Origin of the sequence: Roseivivax halodurans JCM 10272 (assembly GCF_000521785.1) — a bacterium.
In the GTDB taxonomy this organism is placed as follows: domain Bacteria; phylum Pseudomonadota; class Alphaproteobacteria; order Rhodobacterales; family Rhodobacteraceae; genus Roseivivax; species Roseivivax halodurans.
Window position 1 is genome coordinate 59,207 of sequence record NZ_JALZ01000002.1, and the last position, 25,389, is coordinate 84,595.

Annotated in this window: 24 protein-coding genes; 6 read left to right on the forward strand and 18 right to left on the reverse strand. The window is 70.0% G+C overall.

The window, feature by feature from the left end; genetic code table 11:
- Positions 1–15 precede the first annotated feature (15 nt).
- The 6 genes from OCH239_RS02640 to rbfA form a co-directional block, all read right to left on the reverse strand.
- Positions 16–756 (reverse strand): 3'(2'),5'-bisphosphate nucleotidase CysQ, encoded by a 741-nt coding sequence (locus OCH239_RS02640; protein WP_037258357.1) that lies wholly within the window; start codon positions 754–756, stop codon positions 16–18.
- A complete protein-coding gene (locus OCH239_RS02645) occupies positions 743–2,089 on the reverse strand; it encodes a TldD/PmbA family protein (RefSeq protein ID WP_037258362.1) in 1,347 nt (448 codons plus the stop codon). Before OCH239_RS02645 ends, OCH239_RS02640 begins: the two co-directional genes overlap by 14 nt.
- Before the next feature lie 106 nt (positions 2,090–2,195).
- Positions 2,196–2,849: a hypothetical protein gene (locus OCH239_RS02650; protein WP_037258365.1), complete on the reverse strand. Its 654-nt coding sequence runs from the start codon at positions 2,847–2,849 to the stop codon at positions 2,196–2,198.
- Positions 2,850–3,096: 247 nt separating this feature from the next.
- Positions 3,097–4,074, reverse strand: coding sequence for a hypothetical protein (locus OCH239_RS02655; RefSeq protein ID WP_037258367.1), 978 nt, complete (start codon positions 4,072–4,074; stop codon positions 3,097–3,099).
- A gap of 146 nt (positions 4,075–4,220) precedes the next feature.
- Positions 4,221–4,979 carry a phosphodiester glycosidase family protein gene (locus OCH239_RS02660; protein WP_051489195.1) on the reverse strand — a complete coding sequence of 253 codons (759 nt, stop codon included), beginning with the start codon at positions 4,977–4,979 and terminating at the stop codon, positions 4,221–4,223.
- Positions 4,980–4,987: 8 nt separating this feature from the next.
- Positions 4,988–5,383 (reverse strand): 30S ribosome-binding factor RbfA, encoded by a 396-nt coding sequence (gene rbfA / locus OCH239_RS02665; protein ID WP_037258370.1) that lies wholly within the window; start codon positions 5,381–5,383, stop codon positions 4,988–4,990.
- 85 nt (positions 5,384–5,468) lie between these two features.
- Between rbfA and dapB the strand changes: the two genes are divergently transcribed.
- Both dapB and OCH239_RS02675 read left to right on the forward strand, forming a co-directional pair.
- Positions 5,469–6,278, forward strand: a complete 810-nt coding sequence (dapB, locus tag OCH239_RS02670) for a 4-hydroxy-tetrahydrodipicolinate reductase (protein WP_037258970.1) — start codon at positions 5,469–5,471, stop codon at positions 6,276–6,278.
- Between the two features lie 72 nt (positions 6,279–6,350).
- On the forward strand, positions 6,351–6,707 hold the full coding sequence (locus OCH239_RS02675) for a hypothetical protein (RefSeq protein WP_037258372.1): 357 nt from the start codon (positions 6,351–6,353) through the stop codon (positions 6,705–6,707).
- Positions 6,708–6,723: 16 nt separating this feature from the next.
- On the opposite strand, the gene OCH239_RS02680 is transcribed toward OCH239_RS02675, so the two are convergent.
- The gene (locus OCH239_RS02680; protein WP_037258375.1) at positions 6,724–6,915 is read right to left on the reverse strand and encodes a DUF1674 domain-containing protein; all 192 of its coding nucleotides are present in this window, start codon (positions 6,913–6,915) and stop codon (positions 6,724–6,726) included.
- Between the two features lie 85 nt (positions 6,916–7,000).
- Here OCH239_RS02680 and OCH239_RS02685 point away from each other — a divergent pair, with 85 nt between their 5' ends.
- Positions 7,001–8,269 carry an RsmB/NOP family class I SAM-dependent RNA methyltransferase gene (locus OCH239_RS02685; protein ID WP_037258378.1) on the forward strand — a complete coding sequence of 423 codons (1,269 nt, stop codon included), beginning with the start codon at positions 7,001–7,003 and terminating at the stop codon, positions 8,267–8,269.
- Between the two features lie 10 nt (positions 8,270–8,279).
- Here the strand turns inward: OCH239_RS02685 and hemF are convergent, their stop codons facing one another.
- Genes hemF through clpS form a run of 4 tightly spaced genes read right to left on the reverse strand, consistent with a single transcriptional unit; the run spans position 8,280 to position 11,425 of the window.
- Entirely contained in the window at positions 8,280–9,173 is an 894-nt protein-coding gene (gene hemF / locus OCH239_RS02690; RefSeq protein WP_037258381.1) for an oxygen-dependent coproporphyrinogen oxidase, read from the reverse strand.
- A 60-nt stretch (positions 9,174–9,233) separates the two neighbouring features.
- Positions 9,234–10,037: an SDR family NAD(P)-dependent oxidoreductase gene (locus OCH239_RS02695; RefSeq protein ID WP_037258384.1), complete on the reverse strand. Its 804-nt coding sequence runs from the start codon at positions 10,035–10,037 to the stop codon at positions 9,234–9,236.
- 14 nt (positions 10,038–10,051) lie between these two features.
- Positions 10,052–11,065 (reverse strand): class I SAM-dependent methyltransferase, encoded by a 1,014-nt coding sequence (locus tag OCH239_RS02700; protein WP_037258386.1) that lies wholly within the window; start codon positions 11,063–11,065, stop codon positions 10,052–10,054.
- A gap of 27 nt (positions 11,066–11,092) precedes the next feature.
- Positions 11,093–11,425, reverse strand: a complete 333-nt coding sequence (clpS, locus tag OCH239_RS02705) for an ATP-dependent Clp protease adapter ClpS (protein WP_037258389.1) — start codon at positions 11,423–11,425, stop codon at positions 11,093–11,095.
- A gap of 448 nt (positions 11,426–11,873) precedes the next feature.
- On the opposite strand from clpS, the gene OCH239_RS02710 reads away from it, so the two are divergent.
- Complete coding sequence (locus tag OCH239_RS02710) at positions 11,874–13,466, forward strand: D-alanyl-D-alanine carboxypeptidase family protein (protein WP_037258392.1); 1,593 nt, start codon at positions 11,874–11,876, stop codon at positions 13,464–13,466.
- 168 nt (positions 13,467–13,634) lie between these two features.
- Entirely contained in the window at positions 13,635–14,867 is a 1,233-nt protein-coding gene (locus OCH239_RS02715) for a mandelate racemase/muconate lactonizing enzyme family protein (protein ID WP_037258394.1), read from the forward strand.
- Between the two features lie 50 nt (positions 14,868–14,917).
- Here the strand turns inward: OCH239_RS02715 and OCH239_RS02720 are convergent, their stop codons facing one another.
- The 7 genes from OCH239_RS02720 to OCH239_RS02750 form a co-directional block, all read right to left on the reverse strand.
- The gene (locus tag OCH239_RS02720; RefSeq protein WP_037258397.1) at positions 14,918–16,543 is read right to left on the reverse strand and encodes an ABC transporter ATP-binding protein; all 1,626 of its coding nucleotides are present in this window, start codon (positions 16,541–16,543) and stop codon (positions 14,918–14,920) included.
- A 10-nt stretch (positions 16,544–16,553) separates the two neighbouring features.
- The gene (locus OCH239_RS02725) at positions 16,554–17,369 is read right to left on the reverse strand and encodes an ABC transporter permease (protein ID WP_037258400.1); all 816 of its coding nucleotides are present in this window, start codon (positions 17,367–17,369) and stop codon (positions 16,554–16,556) included.
- Between the two features lie 12 nt (positions 17,370–17,381).
- Positions 17,382–18,338, reverse strand: coding sequence for an ABC transporter permease (locus OCH239_RS02730; RefSeq protein ID WP_037258404.1), 957 nt, complete (start codon positions 18,336–18,338; stop codon positions 17,382–17,384).
- 88 nt (positions 18,339–18,426) lie between these two features.
- Entirely contained in the window at positions 18,427–19,992 is a 1,566-nt protein-coding gene (locus OCH239_RS02735) for an ABC transporter substrate-binding protein (protein WP_037258407.1), read from the reverse strand.
- Positions 19,993–20,101: 109 nt separating this feature from the next.
- On the reverse strand, positions 20,102–21,586 hold the full coding sequence (locus tag OCH239_RS02740) for an aldehyde dehydrogenase family protein (RefSeq protein ID WP_037258411.1): 1,485 nt from the start codon (positions 21,584–21,586) through the stop codon (positions 20,102–20,104).
- Complete coding sequence (locus tag OCH239_RS02745; protein ID WP_037258414.1) at positions 21,583–22,758, reverse strand: mandelate racemase/muconate lactonizing enzyme family protein; 1,176 nt, start codon at positions 22,756–22,758, stop codon at positions 21,583–21,585. The genes OCH239_RS02740 and OCH239_RS02745 overlap by 4 nt, the downstream gene beginning before the upstream one ends.
- The gene (locus tag OCH239_RS02750; RefSeq protein ID WP_037258417.1) at positions 22,755–24,365 is read right to left on the reverse strand and encodes a GMC family oxidoreductase; all 1,611 of its coding nucleotides are present in this window, start codon (positions 24,363–24,365) and stop codon (positions 22,755–22,757) included. The genes OCH239_RS02745 and OCH239_RS02750 overlap by 4 nt, the downstream gene beginning before the upstream one ends.
- 122 nt (positions 24,366–24,487) lie before the next feature.
- Between OCH239_RS02750 and OCH239_RS02755 the strand changes: the two genes are divergently transcribed.
- Complete coding sequence (locus tag OCH239_RS02755; RefSeq protein WP_037258420.1) at positions 24,488–25,372, forward strand: LysR family transcriptional regulator; 885 nt, start codon at positions 24,488–24,490, stop codon at positions 25,370–25,372.
- The last annotated feature ends 17 nt before the right edge of the window (positions 25,373–25,389 follow it).

Here is a 25,389-nt window from a genome sequence, read left to right on the forward strand (position 1 = left end):
TCCCAAGTCCCGAGCCTACTGCACGCCGGCCCAGACGCCGGGAAGGCGGGCGGATTCGGTGTTGAAGCGGAGGGGCGCGCCGGAGGCGTCGGTCACAGGGGCGCCGGCCTCGGTCGCGACGAGGGCGCCCGCGGCGATGTCCCATTCCCAGGTGTCGCGGAAGGTGAACATCGCGTCGAACGAGCCGTCCGCCACGAGGCACATGCGGTAGGCGAGCGAGGGGCGGTGCGAGCGCTGGACGTTGGGCACGCCCTTCGGCCAGAACTTGGGCGCCATGTTCGGCTTCGTCGCCAGCACCCGCGCGCCGTCGAGACCCTCGCGGCGGGAGGGCGCGATGGGCACGCCGTTGAGGTAGGCGCCATGGCCCTTCGCGGCGGTGTAGAGCTTGTCGGTCAGCGGCAGGTAGACAACCGCGGCGGTGATCTCTCCGTCCTCGCAGACGGCGAGCGAATGGGCCCAGATGTCGCCGCCGTCGATGAAGCTGCGGGTGCCGTCGATCGGATCGACGATGAAGACCGACGGGGTGAGCGTGCGCGTCGGATCGCGCTCGGATTCCTCGGAGAGCCAGCCATAGGCGGGACGGGCGGATAGCAGCACGTCCGCCAGAACCTCGTTCACCGCGAGGTCGGCGGAGGTGACGGGGCCCTGACCGCCCGGTTTCTCGCGCACGTCGAGCGGCGCGCCGATATGGCGGGTGGCGGTCTCGGCGGCCGCGCGGGCGGCCTCGATCAGGAGGTCGAGATCAGTCGCCGGCAAGGGTGAGCCCTTCGACCCGGAGCGAGGGGACGACGCGCGAGAGCCAGGGGCGGGCGTCGTTGGCGGGGGTGATCGTCTTCAGCATGTCCGGCAGGGATCCGGCGATGGTGACGCCGGAGACGGGATATTGCGGCTGGCCGTTCTCGATCCACATGCCCGAGGCGCCACGGGAATAGTCGCCGGTATTGGGGTTGATGGTCGCGCCGATCATGGAGGTCACGAGAAGGCCGGTGCCCATTTCTTCCATCAGCTGGCCGAGCGTCTGGCCGCCTTGGGTGAGCATGACGTTCCAGGGCGAGGGCGACGGCGCGGAGGAGAGGCCGCGCGAGGCGTTGCCAGTCGGCGCGAGGTTCAGCTTGCGGGCCGAGGCGAGGTCGAGCGTGAAGGACTCGAGAATGCCGTTCGCGACGATCCGGCGCTGGGCGGTCGGCAGCCCCTCGGCGTCGAAGGGGCGCGAGCCCATGACGCGCGGGCGGTGCGGATCCTCGGTGAGCGAGAGATGGTCGGGCAGGACCGCCTCTCCGAGCTTGCCGCGCAGCCATGACGCGCCGCGGGCGACGGCGCTGCCATTGGCGGCCGACAGGAGATGCCCGATCAGGGAGGCTGCCACGCGCTCGTGGAAGATGACGGGATATGCGCCGGTCTTGGGGCGGCGGGGGTTCAGGCGCTCCACCGTGCGCTCGGCGGCGATGCGGCCGATATCCTCGGGCGAGCGCATGTCGGCGGCGTGGGTGCGGCTGTCGGAATCGTGGTCTCGCTCCATCGCGGTGCCTTCCCCGGCGATGGCGACGCAGGCGAGCGAGCGGCCGGTGCGGGAATAGCCGCCCGAGAAGCCGTTGGTCGCGGCGAAGTGCATGCGGCTCGACGAGTAGGAGGCCGAGGTGGTGTCCATCTGGGTGATGCCGGGCACGGCGCGGGCGGCGGCCTCGGCGCGGCGGGCATCCTCCTCGAGTTCGGAGGGGGAGGGTTCGGCCCCGGGATCGACGAGGTCGAGCGCCTCGGCATCCCAGCTCTGCGCGAGCTGGTCCGGATCGGCGAGACCGGCATGGGGATCCTCGGGGGCGACCTTGGCCATCGCGACGGCGCGGTCTGCCATGGCGTCGAGGCTGCCCTCGCGCAGGTCGGAGCCCGACACGGTGGCGGAGCGATGGCCGACGAGGACGCGCAGGCCGATCTCGGTCGCCTCGGAGCGCTCGGCGTGCTCGAGCGCGCCGCCCCGCACGTCGATGCCCAGAGCGGCGCCCGACCGCGCGAGCGCGTCGGCCTCGTCCGCTCCGGCGCGGCGGGCGGCGGCGAGGAGGGCGTCGGTCAGCGCGGAAAGGTCTTGGGACATGGGCGTGCCTTCGGTCTGTCGGGGCCTTATGACGGACCTTCGGTCCGTCGGTGCCGTGTGACAGGTAGAAGGCGGGATGGGTCAGTGCAAGTGCGGCAGGCCCGGCTCAGCCGCGCGAGAGATCCCAATCCTCGAGGATCGCGCCGTCCTGCCGGGCGATCAGCGACAGCATCAGCGCGCCGAAGAGCAGCATCATCGCGGCGGCGGCGAAGGCCGACAGCGAGGTGAGCCCGGGAAGGGCGAAGGCGGAATGCACGTCGAAGGAATGGACGGCGATGATGCAGGCCATGGCGGTGTTGCCGAACGCAACGATGGCGAAGGTCAGATCGGATTGTGACGACGTCTTGCCCGCGAGGCGCAGGATGCAATGGGCGAGGACGACGCAGCCGATCGCCGCTCCGACCGACATGCGGCTGCGCTCGTCGATGAAGCTCAGCCGTCCCTCAGGGTCGGCACCGAGATCCACGGAGAATTGCAGGGACATGACGCAGGCCACGACGATCACCACGGCGTAGCAGAGGGCCTTCGCGAGCCGGGGAACCGACGGCGCCGGGGTCGTGACCGCGAGCGCGGCACACCCGAGCATGATCAGGCAGAGAGCGGTGTAGGGAATCATCGCGGGGCTTCCCGTCCAGGGATGCAGGACGGCGTCGACCTGCATTCCCCATCCCGCCACGAGCACCGTGACGCTGAGCAGCATGGCGACACAGATACAGGCACGTGCAAGGCCGAACAGACCGGCGCGAAGCGCGGCAGACATGGTGCAGATCCTTGTAAAGGCGAGCGGGGGATGATTCTTCCGATCACTCAACCCCGAGGATATTCGACCTTTCGTATTCCACAAAACGGATTCTTTCCCCGGTGAGCGCCCGCGCCGCACGGTGCGGTAGAACTTTCTTTACCAGGTGCCGGTTTGGGGCTGCTCGCTTGCCGGTGCGACGGCCCTGTTGCCGTGCAAGCGGAGGGTCCGGGCGAGGGACAACGACGCCCGGCCCTCCGGGGGCGTGTCAGCAATCGGAGCTGATCGAGGCGTGGCCGCGGTCGACGGCATCGAGCGTGACCGAGCAGCTCATCTCGGGGACGCTGAGGCTCTCGCCGACCGAGACGGGCTGCAGCGCGAGGCCGTTCACCGCGAGGCGCGCGGTGCCCTCGTCCTGGGACATGCCCGAGACGAAGACGCGGACCTCGCCGTCGGCGAAGCGCAGGACCTCGCCGGGCCGCGCGCCTTCGGGAGAGGGCAGATCGTCGCCGCAGGCGGCCGAGATCATGGCGGTGCGCTCGCGCAGGCTGTCGAGGGCCATCACGCAATCGCCGACATGGACCGTCTCGCCGGGCACGAGGGTCATCACCTCTGTGTTGACCGCGAGGCGCACGCTGCCGCCCTCGGTGTCGATGCGCGAGACGAAGGCGCGCAGGGCGCCGTCCGCGAAGATCGCGGTCTCGCCGACGCTGAGGCCCTCGGTGTCGCCGGCGGCCGCAACCGCCGCGGCGGCCTCGCCGTCGGGGGCGGGGGCGCTCCCGCCCGAGGCGCTCGCGGGCGCGCGGTCGCCCGCAAGTGCGGAGAGCGGGCCGGAGCCGCCCATGGCGGCGAGCGCGGTGCCGAGGCTTTCGAACCCGTCGCTCATCGAGGTGAGGGCGGAGTTCAGCCCCTCCTGCGCGCCGGCGGAGGTGGCGAAGGCCTCGGACATCGCGCCGCGGAGCGCATCCACCTTCTCGCCGAGCGGGGCGAGGCCGGGCGGATCGGCGGGCTCCCGGGTCATGCCCTCCTCGAGGGCGGCCAGCTGTTCGGAGAGGGACGCGAGGCGCCCTTCGAGCGCGGCAATGCCGGCGCTCGAGGCTTCGCCGGCCTCGGTGGCGGGCGCGATGCCTTCGCCGATCGCCGCGCGGATCTGGTCGATGTCAGGGCCGCCCTTGGCCCCGACGAGCCCGACCACCGCACCGACGACAAGGCCGATGACGCCTGCACCAATTGTCTTGTTGTCCAAAGTTCGTCCTCCCTGAATCGCTTGTTCCCTGAAATCCGGCGCCGGCCCGGAGGGCACACGGCGGCCGCGCGCAGGATAATCCGGCTGCGGGATCAAACGAAGGGTTTTCGGACGGGGGCGGCTGCGACTTCGGTCGGGTTTCCCCGTCAGCGGTCGTCAGCCTTGGGGGCGGCGACGCCGACGATCGGCCCCATCGCGCGGCCGAAATCCGAGCGGCCGATCGCGGGCGCGTGCAGTTTCGAGACGTTGCCGTCGAGAAAGAGCGCCTGGTCGAGGCCGAGCCCGTCGCGGTAGAGGCGGCCGAATTCGTGGAAGGTCACCGGGCGGTGGGAGATCGCGAAGATCGCCATGCGGCCGTCGGAGGAGGTGCCGACGCCGTTGCGGATGTAGCGCGAATCGCTGCCTTCGAGAAAGCGCGGGTGCAGCTCTCCGTCGATCACCAGCATCGGGCCCGATTGCGTCGCGTAGGGGCAGGCAGGCCCTTCCTTGAGGAAGGTCAGCGTTTCGATGACATGGGCGCGGCCGCTGCCGAAGCAGAAGACGCCGTTCGGCAGGAGGCCGAAATTGCCGGGGCCGGCATTCGGGATCGCGCGCATGCGCTCCTTGCCGTTCTCGACATAGAGCCCGACAGGCGAGCGGTCGGCGTGGTACATGCCGGCGTTCATGGCGAAGGCGAGGCGCTGGCCGGTCGCCTCGAGCGCGGCGTCGATGCGGCCGAACTGCGCCCAGGGCTGGCCGTCGGGCGCGTCGAGGAAGAGGCGCAGGTCGTCCTGCTCCATGTCGACGCGGCAGATGGTGTAATCCTGCCCGTCGAAGGAGATGTCCTCGCAGCCGAGCGCGGTCGCCGGGGCGGGTCCGAGGAGGATCGAGAGCGTCAGCGCCGCGAGGGCAGATACAATGCGCATGGGGGTCTTCAGTCGTCGAGGTCGCGGCGGACGTTGTCCTGCTCAAAGATGCGGCGGGTCTCGTCCATCCGGTCGAAGGTCTCGTCCACGCGGAATCGCAGGTCGGGCGCGAATTTGAGCGTGAGCTTCTTGGCGATCTGCCGGCGCAGTTCGGACTTGTTGCGCGCGAGCGCGCCGATCAGGTCGTCCTGCCCGTGCCCGCCGAGCGGCAGAACGTAGGCGGTGGCGACCTTCAGATCCGGCGAGACGCGCACCTCGCCCACGGTGATCGAGCGCCCCGAAAGCTCGGGGTCGTGCACGTCGCCGCGCATCAGCACGTCCGAGAGGGTGCGGCGGATGAGTTCGCCCACACGCAGCTGTCGTTGGGAGGGACCTTCGGCCCCGCTTTGCCGGTTCTTCGCCATGGGCATTACCTATGCCAGACGTGCCGCTTTGCCAAGCAGAGGGGCGCAGGATAAGCATGTGCAAATCGGCAAGGGGATCTGGGTGATGAGCGAAATTCCGGGCGTGGTCGTCACCGGCGTGTCGGGCCGGATGGGGCAGATGCTGGCGCACGAGATCGCGGCCTCCGACAAGGTGCGTCTGGCGGGCGCGCTCGAGCATGGGGGGCACGACTGGATCGGGCGCGACATCGGTGCCGCAATGGGCGGGGCCGAAACCGGCGTGATCGTAACGGACGATCCGGCCGAGGCGTTCCGCGGCGCGGCGGCGGTGGTGGATTTCACCGCCCCCTCGGCGACGCTGGCCTTCGCCGAGGCCGCGGCGGCGGCGGGTGCGGTGCATGTCATCGGGACGACCGGATTCTCCGACGAGCAGCTCGATGCGCTGGGCCGGGTCGCGGGCCGGGGCGTGCAGGTGCGGGCCGGGAACATGTCGCTCGGCGTCAACCTGCTGGTCGGTCTGACGCGGAAGGTGGCCGAGGCGCTCGACGCCGACTGGGACGTCGAGGTGGTCGAGGCCCATCACAACCGCAAGGTCGACGCGCCGTCCGGGACCGCGCTGATGCTGGGCGAGGCTGCGGCGGAGGGGAGGGGCGTCGCCCTCTCGCGCGTCGCCGACCGGGGGCGCGACGGGATGACCGGCGCGCGGACGCGGGGTGCCATCGGGTTCTCGGCGATCCGCGGCGGCGACATCGTCGGCGAGCACGACGTGATCTTCGCCGGCGAGGGCGAGCGGATCGTGTTGCGGCACGTGGCGACGGACCGGGCGATCTTTGCCCGCGGCGCGATCCGGGCCGCGCTCTGGGGGATCGGCCGGGCGCCGGGGGCGTACGATATGTCGGACGTGCTCGGGCTCTGATGCCCCGGCGAAACTGATCCGGCCCGGTCCCCGTGCGTATTCCCCGGGATATGTCATCACGGGGACGAAGCGATGTTAGCATGTCTGTGCCGCGCCGGCCTGATCGCCGGCCTCCTCGCAACGCCGCTCGCGGCCGAGCCGCAGCGGATCGCCGAGCGGGGCACGTTTCTCGGGCTCGTCGAGGGGCGGACGCTGACGCGGCCGCTGGTGCGCCTGCGGGTCACGCCCGACGGCGGCATAAGCGGGTCGGGATTCGGCTTCGACGTCTCGGGCGACTGGTCGTGGGAGAACGGGTTCTTCTGCCGGGAGCTGCGCTGGAGCGGCGGCGGGCGTGACCGCAATTGTCAGTTGGTGACGGCGGAGGAGGGGCGGATCCGCTTCACCTCGGACCGCGGCGCGGGCGATTCGGCGGGGTTCGCCATCGAGTGAGGGGCCGGAGCCCCGCTCAGAAGTCGATTGCGATGCCCTTCTTCTCCCAATCGCCGTAGCGGACGGGTTCGGGGCCCTTGCGACCGCCGAGCTCGACCGGGCGGGGATTGGCCGCGTCTGCGGCTTCGGCGGCGCGGCGGCGCTCCTCCGCTTCGGCGAGCGCGCGGCGGGCCGCTTCGGGCAGGTCGGGATTTGCGTCGTCGGACATCTCTTGCCTCCTCTCCGCTTGCGGCGCTTTCGCTCGCGGTGCTGCTGATATACGCAGCCTCGCGTCCCAGACAAGGAAAGCCGCCATGCCCCGATCCGCAACGCCCGACCCGCGACGTGCCGCGGCCGACCTCCTCGGGCAGGTGCTCGGCGAGGGGCGGCTGATGAGCGAGGCGCTGGGCGCTTCGGGTTTCCTTGCCCTGCCGCCCGAGGCGCGGGCCGAGGCGCAGCGGCTCGCGACGGGCACGCTGCGCGGGCTGAGCCGCGCCGATTACGTGCTGGCGCCGCATCTGCGCAAGGCGCCGCCGCTGAAGGCGCGGAACGTGCTGCGCATCGCGGCCTACGAGCTGGCGCAGGGCGGGGCGGCGCACGGGGTGGTGAACGCGGCCGTGGCGACGCTGAAGGCGGGCAAGCGGACGGAAGGCTTCGCGGGGCTCGCGAACGCGGTGCTGCGCAAGGCCGCCGAGGGGGCGCCGGAGGCCTGGGCGGCGGCGCCCGCGCCGCGTTTGCCGGACTGGCTGCGCGAGCCGCTGGTCGAGGCATGGGGCAAGACGGATGTGGCGGCGATGGAGCGGGCGCACGAGGCGGGCGCGCCGCTCGACCTGACGCCGAAGGGCGAAGCGGGCGCACTGGCCGAGGCCGTGGGCGGGGAGCTGCTGCCCACTGGATCGGTGCGGCTGTCTGCGCGGACGCAGGTGTCGGCGCTGCCGGGCTTCGATGCGGGCGCGTGGTGGGTGCAGGACGCCGCCGCGGCGCTGCCGGCGAAGCTGCTTGGGGACGTGGCGGGCTTGCGGGTCCTCGACATGTGCGCGGCGCCCGGGGGCAAGACGCTTCAGCTGGCGGCGGCGGGGGCGGAGGTCGTGGCGCTCGATGCCTCCGAGGCGCGGCTCGGTCGGCTGCGGGAGAATCTGGAGCGGACGGGGCTTTCGGCGGAGGTCGTCTGCGGGGATGCGCTGGCTTTCGATGCCGGGCCGTTCGATGCGGTGCTGCTCGATGCGCCGTGTTCGGCGACCGGCACCATAAGGCGGCATCCGGACCTGCCGCATGCGCGGGCGGGCGAGGGGATCGCGGAGCTGATCGGCCTGCAGGCGGAGATGCTGAATGCGGCGTTGCGGCTGGCGCGCCCCGGCGGGCGCGTGGTGTTCTGCACCTGCTCGCTCATCCCCGACGAGGGCGAATGCCAGGTCGAGGAGGCGCTGGAGCGGCATCCGGGGCTGAGCGTCGTGGCGCCCGAGGCGGATTGGATCGATGACGGATGGCGCTCCGAGGAGGGCGGGCTGCGGCTCCGGCCCGACTACTGGGCCGAGGCGGGCGGCATGGACGGGTTCTACATGGCGGTTCTGGAGCGGGGCTAGGCCCCGCCGCTCAGATCCACTTCGCGAGCGGCGGCAGGGACATGAGGACGGCGTCGGGGTCGTGGCCGGTCTCGAGCCCGAACTTGGTGCCGCGGTCGTAGACGAGGTTGTACTCGGCATAGAGGCCGCGGTGAACGAGCTGCGTCTCGCGGTCGGCGCCGGTCCAGTCGAGCACCCGGCGCTTTTCGACGAGCGGCAGGTAGGCGGGCAGGAAGGCCTGTCCGATGTCGCGGGTCAGGGCGAAATCCGCCTGCCAGTCGCCGGTATTGTGATCGTCCATGAAGATGCCGCCGACGCCGCGGGCGCGCTTGCGGTGGGGGATGTAGAAGTATTCGTCCGCCCACTCCTTGAGCCGCGGGTAATGCGCCGCGCCGTGGGGATCGAGATGTTCCTTCTGGACAGCGTGGAAATGCGCGGTGTCCTCGGGGTATTCGATGCAGGGATTGAGGTCCGAGCCGCCGCCGAACCACCAGGCATGAGGCGTCCAGAACATGCGGGTGTTCATGTGCACCGCGGGGGCGTGGGGGTTCTGCATATGGGCGACGAGGCTGATGCCGGAGGCCCAGAAGCGCGGATCGTCTTCCATGCCGGGGATGCCCTTGCGGGCGGCCATGGCGGCCTGCGCGCGGGTGCCGAGCGTGCCGTAGACCTCGGAGACGTTGACGCCGACCTTCTCGAAGACGCGGCCGCCGCGCATGACGCTCATGAGGCCGCCGCCGGCGTCGGAGCCGTCCTCGGCGGTGCGGCTGGTTTCCGTCACCTCGAAGCGGCCGGGGGCGGAGGCGGCGCCGGGGCCGTCTATGTGGCTGTCCTCGAGCGCCTCGAAGGCGGTCACGATGCGGTCGCGCAGCTCGCGGAACCAGGCGCTCGCGCGCGCCTTTTCGGCCAGCATCTCGTCACTCATTGCACCCGTTCCCCTGATTTGGCCGCTCCTCCATAGCGGGCGGCCGGGCGGCGCCGCAAGTCAGTGGGCGGGGGCCGTGCAGGGGTCGAGGAGGATGCGGCCACCGTCGACGGTCATGATCTGGCCGGTGACGAAGCGCGCGGCGTCGGAGATCAGGAACTGCACCGCCTCGGTCAGCTCGTCGGGAGAGGCGATGCGGCCCAAAGGCGTGTGCTCCTCGATCTCGCCGCGGTAGTCGCGACGTTCCTTCAGCGTGTCCTTGAGGCTCGCCGACATGACCGAGCCGAAGGCGACGGCGTTGACGCGGATCTTGTGGTGCGCCAGCGCGACCGCCAGCGAGCGGGTCATCTGGTCGAGCGCGGCGCAGGAGACCGAATAACCGAGAAGCTGCGGATGGGTGCGGCGCGCGGCGATGGACGAGAGGTTCACGATGGCGCCGGCCTGGCTGACCTCGTCCTGCCCCTCGGACTGCTTGATCATGCGCTTGGCGACGAGCTGGCTGAGCCGCAGCGAGGTCATGAGGTTCTGGTCGAGCAGCGTCTCGATCGAATCGTCGTCCATGTCGAGCGGATCGGACGGCATGAGCTGGCGCGAGGCATTCACCAGGATATCGACGCGGTCGAAGCTGTCGAGCGTCGCTGACAGCAGGTTCGTGAGGGTGAGGCGCTCGCGCAGGTCGCCCGCGAAGTAGCGGATGCGGTCGTCCTCGTCGGTCTTGCCGAGTTCCTTAGACAGCCGCGCCTCGTCCATGTCGGCGAACATCACGTTGGCGCCGCGGGCGGCGAGGTGGCGACCGATGGCGAGGCCGACGCCGTTTGCGGCCCCGGTCACGATGGCGGTCTTGCCCTCTACGGAAAATGTCATGTGCTCTGGTCCTGTCAGGCGCGCGCGGCGCGCGTCCGGGAAGGGGAGGCGGCGCGGCGGGGCCGCGCGGCGGAAAGGATCTTGAAGCGCCGGTCGCCGCCCAGTTCGGAGACGTCGCGGAACGCGTCCTCGAGGACTGTCTCGTAGGGCAGATGGCGGTTGGCCACCATCCAGAGGGTGCCGCCGGGCGTGAGGATGCGCGCGGCCGTTGCGATGAAGGCACGCCCGAGGCCGGGATCGGCGGCGCGGCCCTCGTGGAAGGGCGGGTTCATCACGACGCTGTCGAGGGGCTCGGGCGCGCGCCAGGTGCGGGCGTCGTCCCAGTGCAGGACGGCGCGCGGGTCGGGGGCGTTGCGGGTGGCACAGTCGAGAGCGATGCGGTCGGCCTCGACGAGGTGCAGCACCTTCACGCTGTCGCGCTTCAGGATCTGCGTCGCGAGATAGCCCCAGCCGGCGCCGAGATCGGCGACGCGTGGGCCGAGCTTTTCCGGGAGCGCCTCGGCGAGTGCGGCGGAGGCCGGATCGATCCCGTCCGCGGAAAAGACGCCGGGACCGGTGAGATAACCGTCGCGATTCGCCGTGAGCTCGCCCTGCCAGTCGGCGAAGGCGTCCGTCGACGCGAAGGAGAAGACCTTGCCGTGGTTCTTTGCGATCTGTCCGTCGATCGTCGCGCGGGCGCGGACCGCCTTCAGCATGGCGTCGATGCCGTCGGTCTTGGCGCCGTCGACCAGGATCGGCCCGTCCGTGGCTGCGCAGGCCTCGGCGATCCAGCCCTGCGCGCGGTCGCGGGCCCGGGGCAGCGTGACCACGGCGGCGGCATAGGGGCCGACTGCCTGCGTCGCGCAGTGGTAGCCGCGTGCGGAGAGGGCGGCATAATCGGGCGCGGAGGGCTGGATCACGTGCCAGCGGGCGGGATCGATGCCGGGAAGGTCGGCGTCGGCGGCGGGGCCGAAGATCGCGATGCGACCCTCTTCCGGCAGCGCGACGGCGCCGGCCGCAAGGGCGTGACTGAGTCGGGATTGGGCCATGTCAGAGAGCCGGGCGCGCGGGCCCGGTCATTCCTTTTCCATGGTGCATTGCAGCGGATGCTGGTGGCGGCGGGCGAAATCCATCACCTGGCCGACCTTGGTCTCGGCGATCTCGTGACTGAAGACGCCGACGACGGCGACGCCCTTCTTGTGCACGGTCAGCATGATCTCGAAGGCCTGGGCGTGGGTCATGCCGAAGAATCGCTCGAGCACGTGGACCACGAATTCCATCGGCGTGTAGTCGTCGTTCAGCAGCAACACCTTGTAGAGCGGCGGCCGCTTGGTCTTGGGTTTGGTGTCGACCACGACGCTGGCATCGCCGTCTCCGTCGTCGCCGGGACGGCCCGGCTGGCCGGCCATGGAGATGCGCGCCGCGGGTCCGGTTCTGGTGATCGCGCAGGGGCGGGGGTATGTCATCGTGCCTGAAAACGTCCGTTTCGCGTGGCAGGGTCAGCGCGATTATATAATCACGGGGCTCTACTAGAAAAGGGTCGAGACCGGCGCCGCGGTTCCCGAAATCGGCATCTGCCACGAATGGCGGCGGATGGCCAGCGCGGGGGCCGGAGGGCGCCATCTGTGGCGTATCTCGGGCCGCAATCGCTCTGCTTGTATACGCGATCCCTGCGGGTGACCAGATCTGGTGCCGCTTTCTCGTAAGGCAAGCGAAAAATTAAGCTTAATGAAACCTTTGCGCCTCACTCTTCCCGTGGTACGTTACCTTCATAATACGCGCCCCGAACGGGGTGTCATAAGGCAGCACGGCCCAACCGAAACATCGGGGGCCCCGAGGCAGGCAAAGGCGGAAAACGTGACGGGACGGCGACGTGGGCCGGGCCAAACCGGTCTGTTCATACTCTCTATTTTCGTGCTCTCCATCCTCGCTCCGATCGGTGCGCTGGCGGCGCCCTATGCGGGCATGGTGATGGATGCACGGTCGGGCAATGTCTATTACAGCGAGAACGCGGATACGCGGCTGCATCCGGCATCCCTGACCAAGATGATGACGCTCTACATCGCCTTCGAGGCGGTGGAGCACGGCGAGCTTTCGATGGACACGATGATCACCGTGTCGCGCAACGCCGCCTCGGAACCGCCCTCGAAGCTGGGTCTGCGGACCGGGCAGAAGATCGCGCTGCGCTATTGCGTGCGGGCGGCGGCGGTGAAATCGGCCAACGATTGCGCGACGGCGATCGGCGAGGCGATCTCGGGATCCGAAGCCGCCTTTGCGCGGCGGATGAACAGGACCGCCAAGGCGCTGGGTATGACCCGGACGACGTTCAAGAACGCGCACGGTCTGACCGAGAGCGGGCATCTCTCGACGGCGCGGGACATGTCGATCCTCGGCCGTCACGTGCTTTACGACTATCCCGAATACTACAACCTCTTCAGCCGGATCACGGCGGATGCGGGTGTCGGGACGGTCTATCACACCAACCGGCGGCTGCTGCGCAGCTATACCGGCGCGGACGGGATCAAGACGGGCTATACTCGCGCGGCGGGATTCAACCTCGTCGCCTCGGCCGAGCGCGGCGGCGAACGGGTGATCGCGACGGTGTTCGGCGGCAAGTCGACCGCCTCGCGCAACGCGCAGGTCGCCAAGCTTCTCGATCTCGGCTTCACGAAGGCGCCGAGCCGGATCGCCTTCGCGGCGCCGCGCCGTCCTTCGTACCAAGGCAATTCGGGCATCAATATCGACGTCGCCCGGAACGCCGATCCGGTGCCGGGCGCGCAGGGCCGGTCGGTGCGGATGGCGTCGGCGGCGGTCACCCGCAGCCTGCGACCCGCGCCGCGTCCGGGATCGACGGAGGTCCTGCCGCCGGCGCTGGTGGCCGAGGTCGCGGAGGACATCGAGACGGTGATCGCATCGGCCGATGCCGAGGCGGCGATCGAGGCCGAGGCCGACAAGGTGGCGAGCGCGGTCGAGGCCGCGGTTGCGGTTGCGGCGAGCGAGGCGGCCGAGAGCGACCTCGCGAGCGATGCCGTGGAAGCGGCGGTCGCGATCGCGGCGAACGATGCGGCGGTTGCCGAATCGATGCGGCCGCGCGGACGGCCGGCGGCGGTCGTCCTCGCCTCGGCCGGCGGGCCGACGGAGACCGAGGTCGCGATGGCGGCGCGCAGCCAGCCGGAGACCGAGACGGTGAGCCGCGTCTCGACCTCGGGCGGGCGTCACTGGGGCATCAATATCGGCCGCTACCCGAGCCGCTATGCCGCGCAGAAGGTGCTGCTGAAGACGGCGCTGTCGGAGATGTCGTCGCTCGACGGCTCGCTGCGCAAGGTCGTGGAGCGTCCGAGCGGCTATGACGCCAATTTCATGGGGATGACCCGGGAGATGGCGGACCTCGCCTGCCGGCGCCTGCAGGCGCAGCAGACCACCTGCTTCATGGTCGGCCCGCCGGGCTGATCGCGAGGACAACAAGAAACGGGACAGTGAACCTTGGCCGCGCTCCTCCGGGAGCGCGGCTTTTCTCTGGGCGGAAAGGCCCTCCTGACGTGGCGGGGAGCGTCTGGACATTGCGCCGCTCCGCTGGTCCGGTTCGCGCCGAAGTCCCGATCACAGGAGCGGTCCCTCATGCGCTTGCGCGACCTCGACATTCTCATTGTGGCGCCGCCTCCGCCGGGCTGGGGCGGGCGCTACTGGATCCTCGTCAAGCTGACGACCGACGACGGCATCACCGGCTGGGGCGAATGCTACGCCTCGGCGGTGGGGCCGCGCGCCATGCGGGCGGTGATCGAGGACGTCTTCGCCCGCCACATGGAGGGCGAGAGCGCCGAGAACGTCGAGATGATGTTCCGCAGGGTCTATTCCTCGGGCTTCACCCAGAGGCCGGATCCGACGGTGATGGGCGCCTTCTCGGGGCTCGAGATCGCCTGCTGGGACATCCTCGGCAAGGCGCGGGACCGGCCGGTCTGGGCGCTGCTCGGCGGGCTCATGAACGAGAGGGTGCGGGCCTATACCTATCTCTACCCGCTGGAGCGGCATCCGCTGCCCGAGTTCTGGGTCGATGCCGGGATGGCGGCGGACTCGGCGGCGGAGGCGGTGTCGCGCGGTTACACGGCGGTAAAGGTCGATCCGGCGGGGCCCTACACGCTGCGGGGCGGGCATCAGCCGGCGATGTCGGACATCTCGCGCTCCGTCGCCTTCTGCCGCGCGATCCGCGAGGCGGTGGGAGACCGGGCCGACATCCTCTTCGGCACGCACGGTCAGTTCAACACAGCCGGGGCGATCCGGCTCGGGCGGGCGATCGCGGAGTTCGATCCGCTCTGGTACGAGGAGCCCCTGCCGCCCGACAACGCGCTCGAATTCGCCGAGGTGGCGCGGGCCACCGGCATTCCGGTCGCGACCGGCGAGCGGCTGTCGACGCGGGCGGAGTTCGCTCTTCTGCTGCGCACGGGGGGCGCGGAGATCCTGCAGCCGGCCCTAGGGCGCGCGGGCGGGATCTGGGAGACGCGCAAGCTCGCGGCGCTGGCCGAGAGCTTCAACGCGCAGATCGCGCCGCATCTCTATGCCGGGCCGGTGGAGTGGGCGGCGAACATCCATCTCGCCGCGTCGATCCCGAACCTGCTGATCGCCGAGACGATCGAATCGCCGTTCCACGACCGGCTGATCCGGGGCGCGATCCGGGTCGAGGACGGCTTCATCGCCGCGCCGCGGGCGCCGGGCCTCGGGATCGAGGTCGACGAGGCGCTGGCGCGGGCGCATCCCTACGAGGGAGACGGGCTGCATCTCGAGATGCGCGAGGAACCCTGCGATTACGCCAACGGCAACGTCTTCGAAGGCGGCGCCCCGGCTCCGAAGGCCTGAGGCCCGGGAGCCCCGCCCCGGACGAGTGCCGGGCGGGCTTCGCGGAGCGGTCAGGCCGGGGCTTCGGCGGATTTCGCCTCGGCCGCGTCGCGGCGGGCGCGGTCGAGCCAGCCCGCATCCATCTGCGGGACGGAGGCCAGCAGGCGCTTGGTGTAGGGCTCCTGCGGGGCCTCGAAGATCCGGGCGCGCGGGCCGGATTCGACGATCTTGCCGTTCTTCATGACCATGACCTCGTCGGCGATCGCCTCGACCGTGGCGAGATCGTGGGTGATGAACATGTAGGTGAGGCCAAGCTCCTGCTGCAGCCGGATCAGCAGCTTGAGGATGCCCTCGGCGACGATCTGGTCGAGCGCCGAGGTGATCTCGTCGCAGATGATGAATTTCGGCTCCGCCGCCAGCGCGCGGGCGATGCCGATGCGCTGCTTCTGCCCGCCGGAGAGCTCGGGGATGCGGCGGTCCAGGAATTCGTCCGGATCGAGCTCGATCAGCTCCATCAGCTCGCGCACGCGGGCGCGGCGGGCCTTCCCCTTGAGGTTCGTGAAGAGGCTGACGGGACGGTCCAGCGTTTCCCGGACGGTGTGGCGCGGGTTCAGGGCGGTGTCGGCCATCTGGTAGATCATCTGGATGTCGCGCAGCTGCGCGCGCGTGCGCTTGCCGTGATCCCCGGCGAGGGGCGCGCCGTTCCAGAGAACCCGCCCCTCGGAGGGCGCCATCAGGCCCGCGATGACCTTGGCGAGCGTGGACTTGCCCGAGCCGCTCTCGCCGACGACGGCGGTGGTCCGGCCGCGGGCGAGCGTGAAATCGATCCCGTCGAGCGCGCGGAAGCTGCGGTAATGGGCGCTGGTCGCTTCGAGTGTGAGGATCGGCTCCGCCGCGCCGGTCGCGTCGGGCTTGCGGATCGACCGCACGGCCCAGAGCGAGCGGGTGTAGTCCTCTTGCGGGCTCTCGAGAATGCGCGGGGTCGGCGCGGTCTCGATCTCGCGGCCGTGGCGCATCACCGTGATGCGGTCCGCCATCTGGCTAACCACCGCGAGGTCGTGGGTGATGTAGATCGCCGCGGTCCCGTAGCGCTCGGTGATGTCGCGCATCGCGCCGAGCACCTCGATCTGGGTGGTCACGTCGAGCGCGGTGGTCGGCTCGTCGAAGATGATGAGGTCGGGGCGGCAGGCCATGGCCATCGCGGTCATCGCCCGCTGGAGCTGGCCGCCCGAGACCTCGTGCGGGTAGCGGAAGCCGATCTCGTCGGGGTTCGGCAGCTGCATCTGGCGGTAGAGGGCGCGGGCGTCCTCGTGCGCGGTGGCCGTATCGGCGGTGCCGTGGAGCACCGGCCCCTCGGCGAACTGGTCGATGAGCCTGTGCGCGGGGTTGAAGCTCGCTGCGGCGGATTGCGCGACATAGGCGATGCGGCGGCCGTGCAGGCGGCGGAGGGCCGATTGCGAGGCGCGCGCAAGGTCGGTGCCGTCGAACTCGATGCGGCCGCCGGCGATGCGCACGCCGTCGCGGGTGAAGCCCATGGCCGCGAGCCCGGCGGAGCTTTTGCCCGCGCCGCTCTCGCCGACGAGGCCCAGCACCTCGCCGCGGTCGAGATCGAGGTCGAACCGGTCGAGGATGCGTTTGGGATCGGTGCGCGGTCCGGCCTCGAGGCTCAGGTCGCGGATGGTCAGCAGGTTGCCCATATTGTCCTCCTCAGCTCTTCAGGCCGCTGGCGCGGTGCAGCATCCAGTCGGCGATGAAGTTGATCGAGACGGTCAGCAGCGCGATGGCCCCGGCGGGGATCAGCGGCGTCACGTCACCAAAGGTGATCAGGGTGGCGTTCTCCTTGACCATCGAGCCCCAGTCCGCGGTGGGCGGCTGGATGCCGATGCCGAGGAACGAGAGCGCGGCGATGAAGAGGAACACGAAGCAGAAGCGCAGCCCGGCCTCGGCCACCAGCGTGGACGAGATGTTGGGCAGGATCTCGCGGCGGAGGAGCCAGAGCGTGCCCTCGCCGCGGAGCTTCGCGGCGTCGACGAAATCGAGCGACACGACGTTCATCGCGGCCGCGCGGGAGAGGCGGTAGACCGGCGCGAGGTAGATCACCGCGATCACGCCGACCATGTTGGGGATCGACGGGCCGATGATGGCGAGCAGCATGAGCGCGAGGATCAGCGGCGGCACCGCCATCACGACGTCGATGGCGCGCGACAGGATCTGGTCGACCCATCCGCCCTTGAGAGCGGCGAACATGCCGAGAGCGGCGCCGAGCCCGAAGGCGATGCCGGTGGTCAGGAGCGCCAGCCCCACGGTGTTGCGGGCGCCGTAGATCATCCGCGAGAGCATGTCGCGGCCGAGATTGTCGGTGCCGAGCGGGTATTCCGCGCTCCAGGGCAGGTATTCCGCGCCGACGATCTCGGTCTCGCCATAGGGGGCGACGAGGGGGGCGAAGATGCCGGTCAGCAGGGTCGCGGCGAGGACCAGCATGCCGAAGATCGCGGTGGGCGGAGCGGTTCTGAGAAGCGTCATTCCGGTCTCCTCTCAGCGGCCGTGCCGCAGGCGCGGGTTGGACAGGATGGACAGGATGTCGGCGGCGACGTTCAGCAGGATGTAGGTGCCCGCGAAGAACAGCCCGACCGCCTGCACGACGGGGAAGTCGCGGCTGGCGACGGCATCGACGAGAAGCTGGCCGAGGCCGGGATAGGAGAACACCACCTCGACGACGACCACGCCGACGATCAGGTAGGCGAGGTTCAGCGCGATCACGTTGATGATCGGCGCGAGCGCGTTCGGGAGGGCGTGCTTCAGCACGACGCGCCAGCGCGGCACACCCTTGAGGCGGGCCATCTCGATATAGGGAGAGGCGAGGACGTTGATGATGGCGGCGCGGGTCATGCGCATCATGTGCGCGATCACCACCATGATCAGCGTCAGGGCCGGCAGGAAGGTCACGTAGAGCGCGTCGCCGAGGCCCGTCGCAGTGTCGAGCCGGGCGAGGGTCGGGAACCAGCCGAACTTGATCGAGAAGAGCATGATCAGCAGGTAGGCGACGAAGAACTCGGGCATCGAGATCGCGCTCAGCGCGCCGATATTGGCGGCGCGGTCGAAGATCGAGTTGCGCCAGAGCGCGGCGAGAAGGCCGAGCGTCACCGCGACCGGCACGGCGATCACGGCGGCATAGGCGGCCAGGAACATCGTGTTGGCGAGCCGTGTCCCGAGGAGGTCGGAGACCTTGCGCCCCGAGGCGAGGCTCTGGCCGAAATCGCCCTGAACGACGCCGGAAAGCCAGTCGAGGTAGCGGGTGTGCGGGGGCTGGTCGAGGCCGAGCTCGGCGCGGAAGGCGCGCAGCGTGTCGGGGGTGGCGGACTGACCGAGGATCTGCTGGGCGAGGTCGCCGGGCAGCAGCTCGATCCCGACGAACATCAGCGCCGAGACGACGAACAGGGTCAGGATCCCCAGCGCAAGGCGGCTGAGGATCAGCTTTTGAAGTCGGGTCATTGCGGATCTCCGCGGCCCTTGAGGCGGGCCGGTCTCTGACGCGGCGGCCCGGTCGAGGGGGCCGCCGCAGGGAAGGGCTAGGAGCGGATCAGGCGAACCACCAGCGCTCGATGAAGCGCTGGCTGTCGAGATCCCACATCTCCGAGACCTTCTCGGGCATCGCGACGCGGGTGTTCATCGCCGAGACGTACTGGCCGAAGGCCGGGATGAGGGCGCCGCCGTCGGTCTGGCAGAGCATCTGCATCTCGCCGTACATCTCGGCCCGGAGCGACTCGTCGAGCTCGGCGCGGGCGTCGAGCAGCAGCTCGTTGAAGCGCTCGTTCTGCCACTTGGTCGCGTTCCAGTCCGCATCCGCGGCATAGCCGGCCGAAAACATCAGGTCCGGCGTCGGGCGGCCGCCCCAGTAGCTGGTGCAGAAGGGCTTCTGCAGCCAGACATTCGACCAGTAGCCGTCATCGGGCTCCCGCGCGACGTTGACGCTTATCCCGGCCGCCTTCGCCGCCTCGGAGAACAGAACCGAGGCATCGACGGCGCCGTTGAAGGCCGCATCGGCGGTGTGCAGCGTGACCTCGAGGCTGTCGAGACCGGCCTTGCCGAGATAGTGTTTGGCCTTGTCGGGATCGTAGGCGTGCTGCTCGAGATCGGCGTTGTAGAACGGCATGGAGCTCGCGATCGGATGGTCGTTGCCGACCGTGCCGTAGCCCTTCAGCACCTTCTGCACGATCGCCTCGCGGTCGATGGCGTGCTTGAGGGCGAGGCGGACGTTGACGTCGTCGAACGGCGCCGTCGTCACGTGCATCGGCATGGTGTAATGCAGCGTGCCGTTCTGGGTGTGGATGCGCAGATCGCGGTTGCGCTCCAGCATGTGGATGGTCTTGAGGTCGGGACGGTCGATCAGGTCGACCTCGCCGGTCATCAGCGCGTTCATCCGGGCGGCGGCATCGCCGACCTTGAGGATCAGCACCTTGTCGAAATGGGCCGCGCCCTCTTTCCAGTAATCGTCGCGGCGCGCGAGCTCGATCCGGACGCCGGGTTCGAAGGCCTCGATCACGTAGCCGCCGGTGCCGATGCGGGTGTCGGGATCGATCGTGCCGTCCCCCTGATCCTGCCGGATGGTCAGGTGGTAGTCGTTGAAGATGAACGGGAAGTCGGCGTTCCCGCTTTGCAGCGTGAAGACCACGACCTTGTCGCCGTCGGCCTTGATGTCGGTGATCTGCGCGAGGAGCGGCTTCACGCCCGACTTCGACTGATCGCCCATGTGGTGGCGGACCGAGGCGACGACGTCGTTCGCGGTGACGGTCTTGCCGTCCGAGAAGGTCGCATCGTCCCGTAGGCGGAACGTCCAGGTGGCGGCGTCGGGCGTCGCCTCGTAGCTTTCGGCGAGGTCGGGTTTGGCCGAGCCGTCGGGGGCGATCTCGACCAGCGTCGAGAAGACCGCGTAGCTCGTGGCGAACATGAAGTCGTTGGAATAGGTCGCCGGGTCGAGGGAATCGGACGTGCTGCCCTGCGTAAAGCCGACGCGAAGGGTGCCACCCTTCTGGGGTTCGGCGGCCCGGGCCGGGGTGAGGCCGAGGCCGAGGGTCATGCCTGCGGCGGCGGTTCCTGCCAGAAAGCCGCGGCGGCTGGGGGATGTGAAGCCGGTGAACCGTTTCAAATGATGTCCTCCTGTGTGTCGGTGTCGTCCCCGGCGGCCTGCCGCTGCCGGGGGATCGCGTGTCCGGCGCCCGTGGCGCCTCTCGGGTGGCAGCTGCCGCCCGCCTGTGTCAGCCCGCGAGCGTGATCGCCTTGGCGCGGGTATAGGCGTCGAGGCCCTCGAGCCCCTTCTCTCGGCCGAAGCCGGACTTGCGGTTGCCGCCGAAGGGCAGCTCGATGCCGCCGGCCCAATAGTCGTTCACGGTGACCTGACCGGCATCGATCGCGCGGGCGACGCGAAGTGCGCGGCCCGTATCGCGGGTATAGATGCCGGCATTCAAGGCGAATTCGGTTCCGTTGGCCCGCGCGACCGCTTCCTCCTCGTCCGAGAAGGTCTGGACCGCGAGAACCGGGCCGAAAATCTCCTGCGTCACCGCTTCGTCGGCCGGGTCGGGCGTGTCGAGGATCGTCGGCTCGAAGAACCAGCCGGACCCGCTCTCGGGATCGGTAGTGACGGTCCCGCCGGTCAGGATCTCGACGCCGCGCCCGCGGGCCCGGGAGACGAAGCCCGCCACCTTGTCGAGATGCGCCGCGGAATTGATCGCGCCCATGTCCGGGTTGCGCAGCCCGTGGCCCAGCTTCAGGGCGCGCGCCTTCTCGACGAGCCGCGGCAGGACCGCGTCGCGCAGCGACTCGTGCAGGATCAGCCGCGAGCCGGCGGAGCAGATCTGCCCCGAATTCGAGAAGATCGCCCAGAGGGCGCCGTCCGCCACGGCTTCGGGATCGGCATCCTCGAAAGCGACGAGGGGCGACTTGCCGCCGAGCTCGAGCGTGAGGCCGGTCACGTTGGGGGCGACCGCGCGCATGACGTTGACGCCGGTTCCGACCGATCCGGTGAAGGTGACATGCGCCACCCGGCTGTCGGCGACCAGAGGCGCGCCGGCCTCCGTGCCGGTCCCGGTGACGACGTTGACCACGCCCGCGGGCAGCCCGGCCTCGATCAGCAGCTCGGCGATCAGAAGCGCGGTGAAGGGCGTCGTCTCGGCCGGCTTGACCACCGCCGAGCAGCCCGCCGCGAGCGCCGGGGCGATGCCGCGCACCAGCGTCGAGGTCGGGTAGTTCCACGGCACGATATGGGCGGTGACGCCGACGGGCTCGCGGATCGTGAAGGCGGCCGCGTCCGAGCCGAGATTGACCGAGCGGCCGTCGAGCTTGTCGGCGGCGCCGGCGTAATATTCGAAGAGCCGGGCCGAGCCCGCGACGTCGCCGCGCGCCTCGGCGAGGCTCTTGCCGCTGTCGAGGGATTCGACCACGGCCAGGCGCTCGGCATGGGCACGCAGGGTCCGGGCGATCTCGTTCAGGATGCGGCAGCGCTCCGCCGGCGCGCGGCGCGACCAGGTCTCGAAGCCCGTCCGGGCGGAGACGAGGGCGCGGTCCACGTCCTCGGCGTCGCCTGCGGCGAAGGAGGCATAGGGGCGTCCGGTGCCGGGATCGAAGCTCTCCATCTTCCCGCCCGCGGCGGGGGCGACGATGGCGCCGTCGATGAAGTGGCCGTCCGGGAGGCCCGGGAGGGTGCCGGTTTCGAAATAGGTGGTGATCAGCTCGTCGGCGGTCATATGTCGGCCTCGCTTGCTTGATATGTGGATTTTGCCAGCCAGTCCGGGGAGATCTCGACTCCCCAGCCGGGCGCGTCGCTGACCCGGATGCGGCCGCCGGAGACGGCATAGGGGCTCTGGACGAAGAGCTCGTCCTGCCAGGGATAGTAATCCGGCCCCTCGATCGAGAGTTCGAGGTAGCGCCCGGGATGCGGCAGGGCGCGCATCAGGTGCATGGTGAAGAGGGTCACGAGCGAGAGGTTGGCGGCGTGCGGGGTGCAGGGCAGCCCGGCCTCGGCGCCCATCCGGGCGACCTGCATGGCCCGGGTCATGCCGCCCACATAGAGGATGTCGGGCTGCACGATGTCGACGGCGCGCATGTCGATCATGCGGCGCCAGGTCTCGAGATCCCAGTCCTGCTCGCCCCCGGCCACGTCGAGATCGAGCGCGGCGGTGACCTCGGCGGTCTCCTCGAGCTTCCAGAAGCGGCAGGGCTCCTCGAAATGCTCGACCCCGTTCGCCTCGAGCAGGCGGCCGACCTCGATGGCGCGGGTGGGGGAGAAGCCGGAATTGCCGTCGGCGAGGAGCGCCGCATCGTCCCCGAGCGCGCGGCGCATGGCGGGCACGATCGCCTCGGTCCGGCCGGGCCATTCGTCGACGTCGCGGCCGCATTCGGCCCCGACGCGCATCTTGAACGCATCGAAGCCGTGGGCCTCGCGCAGCCGCAGCATGCGCTCGGCCTCGGCCTCGGGGGTGATGTCGCGGCGCATCGAGGAGGCATAGGCGCGGAGCTCTCCGGCCGAGCCGCCGAGAAGCTCGGCGACGGGTTTGCCCGCGGCCTTGCCGCGCCAGTCCCAGGCGGCGGTGTCGAGACCCGCCAGCGCCCGCATCAGGTAGGTGCCGGGATACTTGTGCTCCCGCTCGGGGATCTCGTCCACGATCGCCTCGAGCGCGTCGATCCCCCGGCCCAGCGCCCAGGGGGCGATCTGGCGGTGGAAGACCTGCGTGGTGATGTCGGCGTTGTAGGTCGACATCTGCCCCCAGCCCTGCGCCCCGTCCTCGGTGGTCAGGCGGACGAAGCCGACGAGCGGGGTCGAGAAGGTCTCGAGCGCGGTGATGCGCGGACCGGTGTCGTCCGCGCCGCGCCCGGCTTTCGGCATCGCGCCGGAGGGCGAATAGGGTGCCTCGGTCATGCGGCCTCCAGGATCAGCTCGGCGGCGTGATGCGCCGCCATCATGGTCGGGGCGTTGGTGTTGCCCGAGGTGATGTTCGGAAAGATCGACGCGTCGACCACGCGCAGGCCGCCGAAGCCGTGCAGCCGCAGCCGCGGATCGACCACGGAGCGCGCGGGGTCGGCGCCCATCCGGCAGGTGCCGACGGGGTGGTAGACGCTGCCGCAGCGCCGGCGGAAATCCTCGAGGATCGCGTCGCCGTCGAGCTGGCGCAGATCGGGCTCGACCGCGCGGTCGATCAGCCCCGCGAGCGCCGGGGTCTCGGCGATGCGGCGGCAGAGCAGGCCGCCGGCGATCACCGCGGCGCGGTCCTCTTCGGTCGCGAGGGAGTTCGGGCGGATATGCGGCGCCGCGTCGGGATCGGCCGAGGAGATGTCGATCCGCCCCCGGCTGGTCGGGCGGGAGGGCTGGTAGCCGATGATGAAGCCGGGGAACGGGTCGGGATTGACCACGTTGCGGGTGCCGCTCGGGGTCGTCGTGTAGCTGACCGGGTTGAAGTAGATCTGCTGGTCGGGGGCGTTGAGCTCGGGTCTTGACCGGAAGAGGCCGCCGCATTGGTTGACCGAGAGCGCGAGCGGGCCGCGCCGGGTCAGGGCATAGCGGATTGCCGCCATCGCCTTGCCCCAAGCGGGGCGCAGCGCGTCGTTGAGCGTCGGTTCGGTCGCCCGGAAATAGTAGTTGAGCCCGAGATGGTCCTGCAGGTTGCCCCCGACATGCGGGACATCGGCGAGAACGTCGATGCCGTGGCGGCGGAGCAGATCCGCGGGCCCGATGCCCGAGAGCTGCAGGAGCCGCGGCGAGGTGACGGCGCCGGCCGACAGGATGATCTCGCGCCCGGCGCGGAGCGTCTCGGGCCCGGCCTTGCCGCGCAGGTGCACATGGGTGGCGCGCCGTCCCTCGAAGCCGATGCGGTCGACCGTGACGCCGGTGCGCAGGGTGACGTTCGGACGCTTCAGCGCCGGGGCGAGATAGGCGCGCGCGGCGGAGTGGCGGAGGCCGTTCCTCGTCGTGATGCGGTAGGTCGTGGCGCCCTCGGGCTTGGCCCCGTTGCAATCGTCGGTGCGGAGCAGGCCGGCCTCGGCGGCCCCGGCGAAGAAATGGCGGTTGACCGGGTGGATCTGGTCCGAGACGTCCTGCACGTGCAGCGCGCCGCTGCCCTCGCGGCGGCCGTCGGCATGCACCCGCGTCTCCATCGCCTCGTAGGTCTTGCGCGCGAGCTCCCAGTCCCAGCCGGTGGCGCCCGCCTCGGCCCAGTCGTCGAAATCGTTGGGCAGGCCTCGGACCCAGACCAGCGCGTTGATCGAGCTCGATCCGCCGACGACCTTGCCGCGCGGCCAGTAATCGCTGCGCCCGCCGAGCCCGGGATCGGCTTCGCTGTGGTAGCGCCAGTTCAGCTTGGGGTGAAAGAACGTCTTGCCGTAACCGAGCGGCAGGCGGACCCAGGGCGAGCGATCATGCGACCCGGCCTCGAGGACGAGGACGGAGTGACGGCCCGATGCGCTGAGACGCTCGGCCAGAACGCAGCCGGCGGACCCGGCGCCGATGATGATGTAGTCGTAGCTTGCCAATGCGGACCTGCCTTGCAACTCGCTTTGGCGCGCACCCTGTCAGATCCGGAGCCGAACCCTATAACGAAAAAAAATTCGCAAGAACCGTGAAAAATTTCGCAGGAGGGAATAGGCTGCCGGTCATGTTCGACGAGCTTCCCCCACTGGCCTGGCTGAGATCCTTCGAGGCGACCGCGCGCCTCGGCAACTTCACGCGTGCCTCAGAAGAGCTGAACCTGACGCCCTCGGCGGTGAGCTACCAGATCCGGTCGCTGGAGGCGCGGCTCGGTCACAAGCTCTTCGAGCGGAGGCGCAGGACGCTGGTCCTGACGCGGCTGGCGCAGGCCTATCTGCCGGTGGTGAGCAAGGCGTTCATCGACATCGATGCGAGCACGGCCGGCGTCTTCGGCCGGTCGGGGGGCGAGCGGGTCACGTTGCGCTGCATGAATTCGCTGAACGTCCTGTGGCTCGTGCCGCGGATCGAGGCCTTCCGCGCCCGGCATCCCGAGATCACGCTGAGCCTGCTCTCGGCGTCATGGGCCGAGGGCGGAGACAGCGCGCTGATCGACATCGACATCCGCTACGGCGAGGGGCTCTGGTCGGACGGAGAGGTGATCCCGCTGATGCACCACGCCGTGCAGCCGGTCTGCGCGCCGGGGCTCGAGGGCGGATTGCCGGCTCTCGAGCGGGGGCCGCTCATAGAACTCGCGGGTGTGGTCGACACCTGGCAGCATTTCTTCTGGAAGTACTGCCCGGAAAGGCGGCCGCCGCTGCCCGATTACGTGGTCGATACCTCGCTGGTGGCGCTCGATCTGGCGGAACGCGGGCTCGGCCATGCGCTGGTCGCGGAGGTCTTCGCGCGGCCCTATCTCGAGAGCGGGAGGCTGGTGCGGTCGTGCGATCTCACCCTGCCGGCGCGGCACGGGCATTTTCTCGTCGTGCCCTCCCGCGCGGACCGGAACCGCTACGGGCCGCAGACGGTGATCGACTGGCTGAAGGAGATCGCCGCGGGCGAGCCGCATCGCTGAGACCGCGCCGGGCCGCC

Bases quoted from the DNA above. Each gene is read 5' to 3' on its own strand.
- OCH239_RS02725 (WP_037258400.1), bottom strand. From the start codon at position 17,369: ATGACGCTTCTCAGAACCGCTCCGCCCACCGCGATCTTCGGCATGCTG.
- dapB (WP_037258970.1), top strand. From the start codon at position 5,469: ATGAGCGAAATTCCGGGCGTGGTCGTCACCGGCGTGTCGGGCCGGATG.
- OCH239_RS02695 (WP_037258384.1), bottom strand. From the start codon at position 10,037: ATGACATTTTCCGTAGAGGGCAAGACCGCCATCGTGACCGGGGCCGCA.
- OCH239_RS02745 (WP_037258414.1), bottom strand. From the start codon at position 22,758: ATGACCGAGGCACCCTATTCGCCCTCCGGCGCGATGCCGAAAGCCGGG.
- hemF (WP_037258381.1), bottom strand. From the start codon at position 9,173: ATGAGTGACGAGATGCTGGCCGAAAAGGCGCGCGCGAGCGCCTGGTTC.
- OCH239_RS02680 (WP_037258375.1), bottom strand. From the start codon at position 6,915: ATGTCCGACGACGCAAATCCCGACCTGCCCGAAGCGGCCCGCCGCGCG.
- OCH239_RS02720 (WP_037258397.1), bottom strand. From the start codon at position 16,543: ATGGGCAACCTGCTGACCATCCGCGACCTGAGCCTCGAGGCCGGACCG.
- rbfA (WP_037258370.1), bottom strand. From the start codon at position 5,383: ATGGCGAAGAACCGGCAAAGCGGGGCCGAAGGTCCCTCCCAACGACAG.
- OCH239_RS02650 (WP_037258365.1), bottom strand. From the start codon at position 2,849: ATGTCTGCCGCGCTTCGCGCCGGTCTGTTCGGCCTTGCACGTGCCTGT.
- OCH239_RS02645 (WP_037258362.1), bottom strand. From the start codon at position 2,089: ATGTCCCAAGACCTTTCCGCGCTGACCGACGCCCTCCTCGCCGCCGCC.
- OCH239_RS02700 (WP_037258386.1), bottom strand. From the start codon at position 11,065: ATGGCCCAATCCCGACTCAGTCACGCCCTTGCGGCCGGCGCCGTCGCG.
- clpS (WP_037258389.1), bottom strand. From the start codon at position 11,425: ATGGCCGGCCAGCCGGGCCGTCCCGGCGACGACGGAGACGGCGATGCC.
- OCH239_RS02685 (WP_037258378.1), top strand. From the start codon at position 7,001: ATGCCCCGATCCGCAACGCCCGACCCGCGACGTGCCGCGGCCGACCTC.
- OCH239_RS02660 (WP_051489195.1), bottom strand. From the start codon at position 4,979: ATGCGCATTGTATCTGCCCTCGCGGCGCTGACGCTCTCGATCCTCCTC.
- OCH239_RS02755 (WP_037258420.1), top strand. From the start codon at position 24,488: ATGTTCGACGAGCTTCCCCCACTGGCCTGGCTGAGATCCTTCGAGGCG.
- OCH239_RS02715 (WP_037258394.1), top strand. From the start codon at position 13,635: ATGCGCTTGCGCGACCTCGACATTCTCATTGTGGCGCCGCCTCCGCCG.
- OCH239_RS02675 (WP_037258372.1), top strand. From the start codon at position 6,351: ATGTTAGCATGTCTGTGCCGCGCCGGCCTGATCGCCGGCCTCCTCGCA.
- OCH239_RS02730 (WP_037258404.1), bottom strand. From the start codon at position 18,338: ATGACCCGACTTCAAAAGCTGATCCTCAGCCGCCTTGCGCTGGGGATC.
- OCH239_RS02740 (WP_037258411.1), bottom strand. From the start codon at position 21,586: ATGACCGCCGACGAGCTGATCACCACCTATTTCGAAACCGGCACCCTC.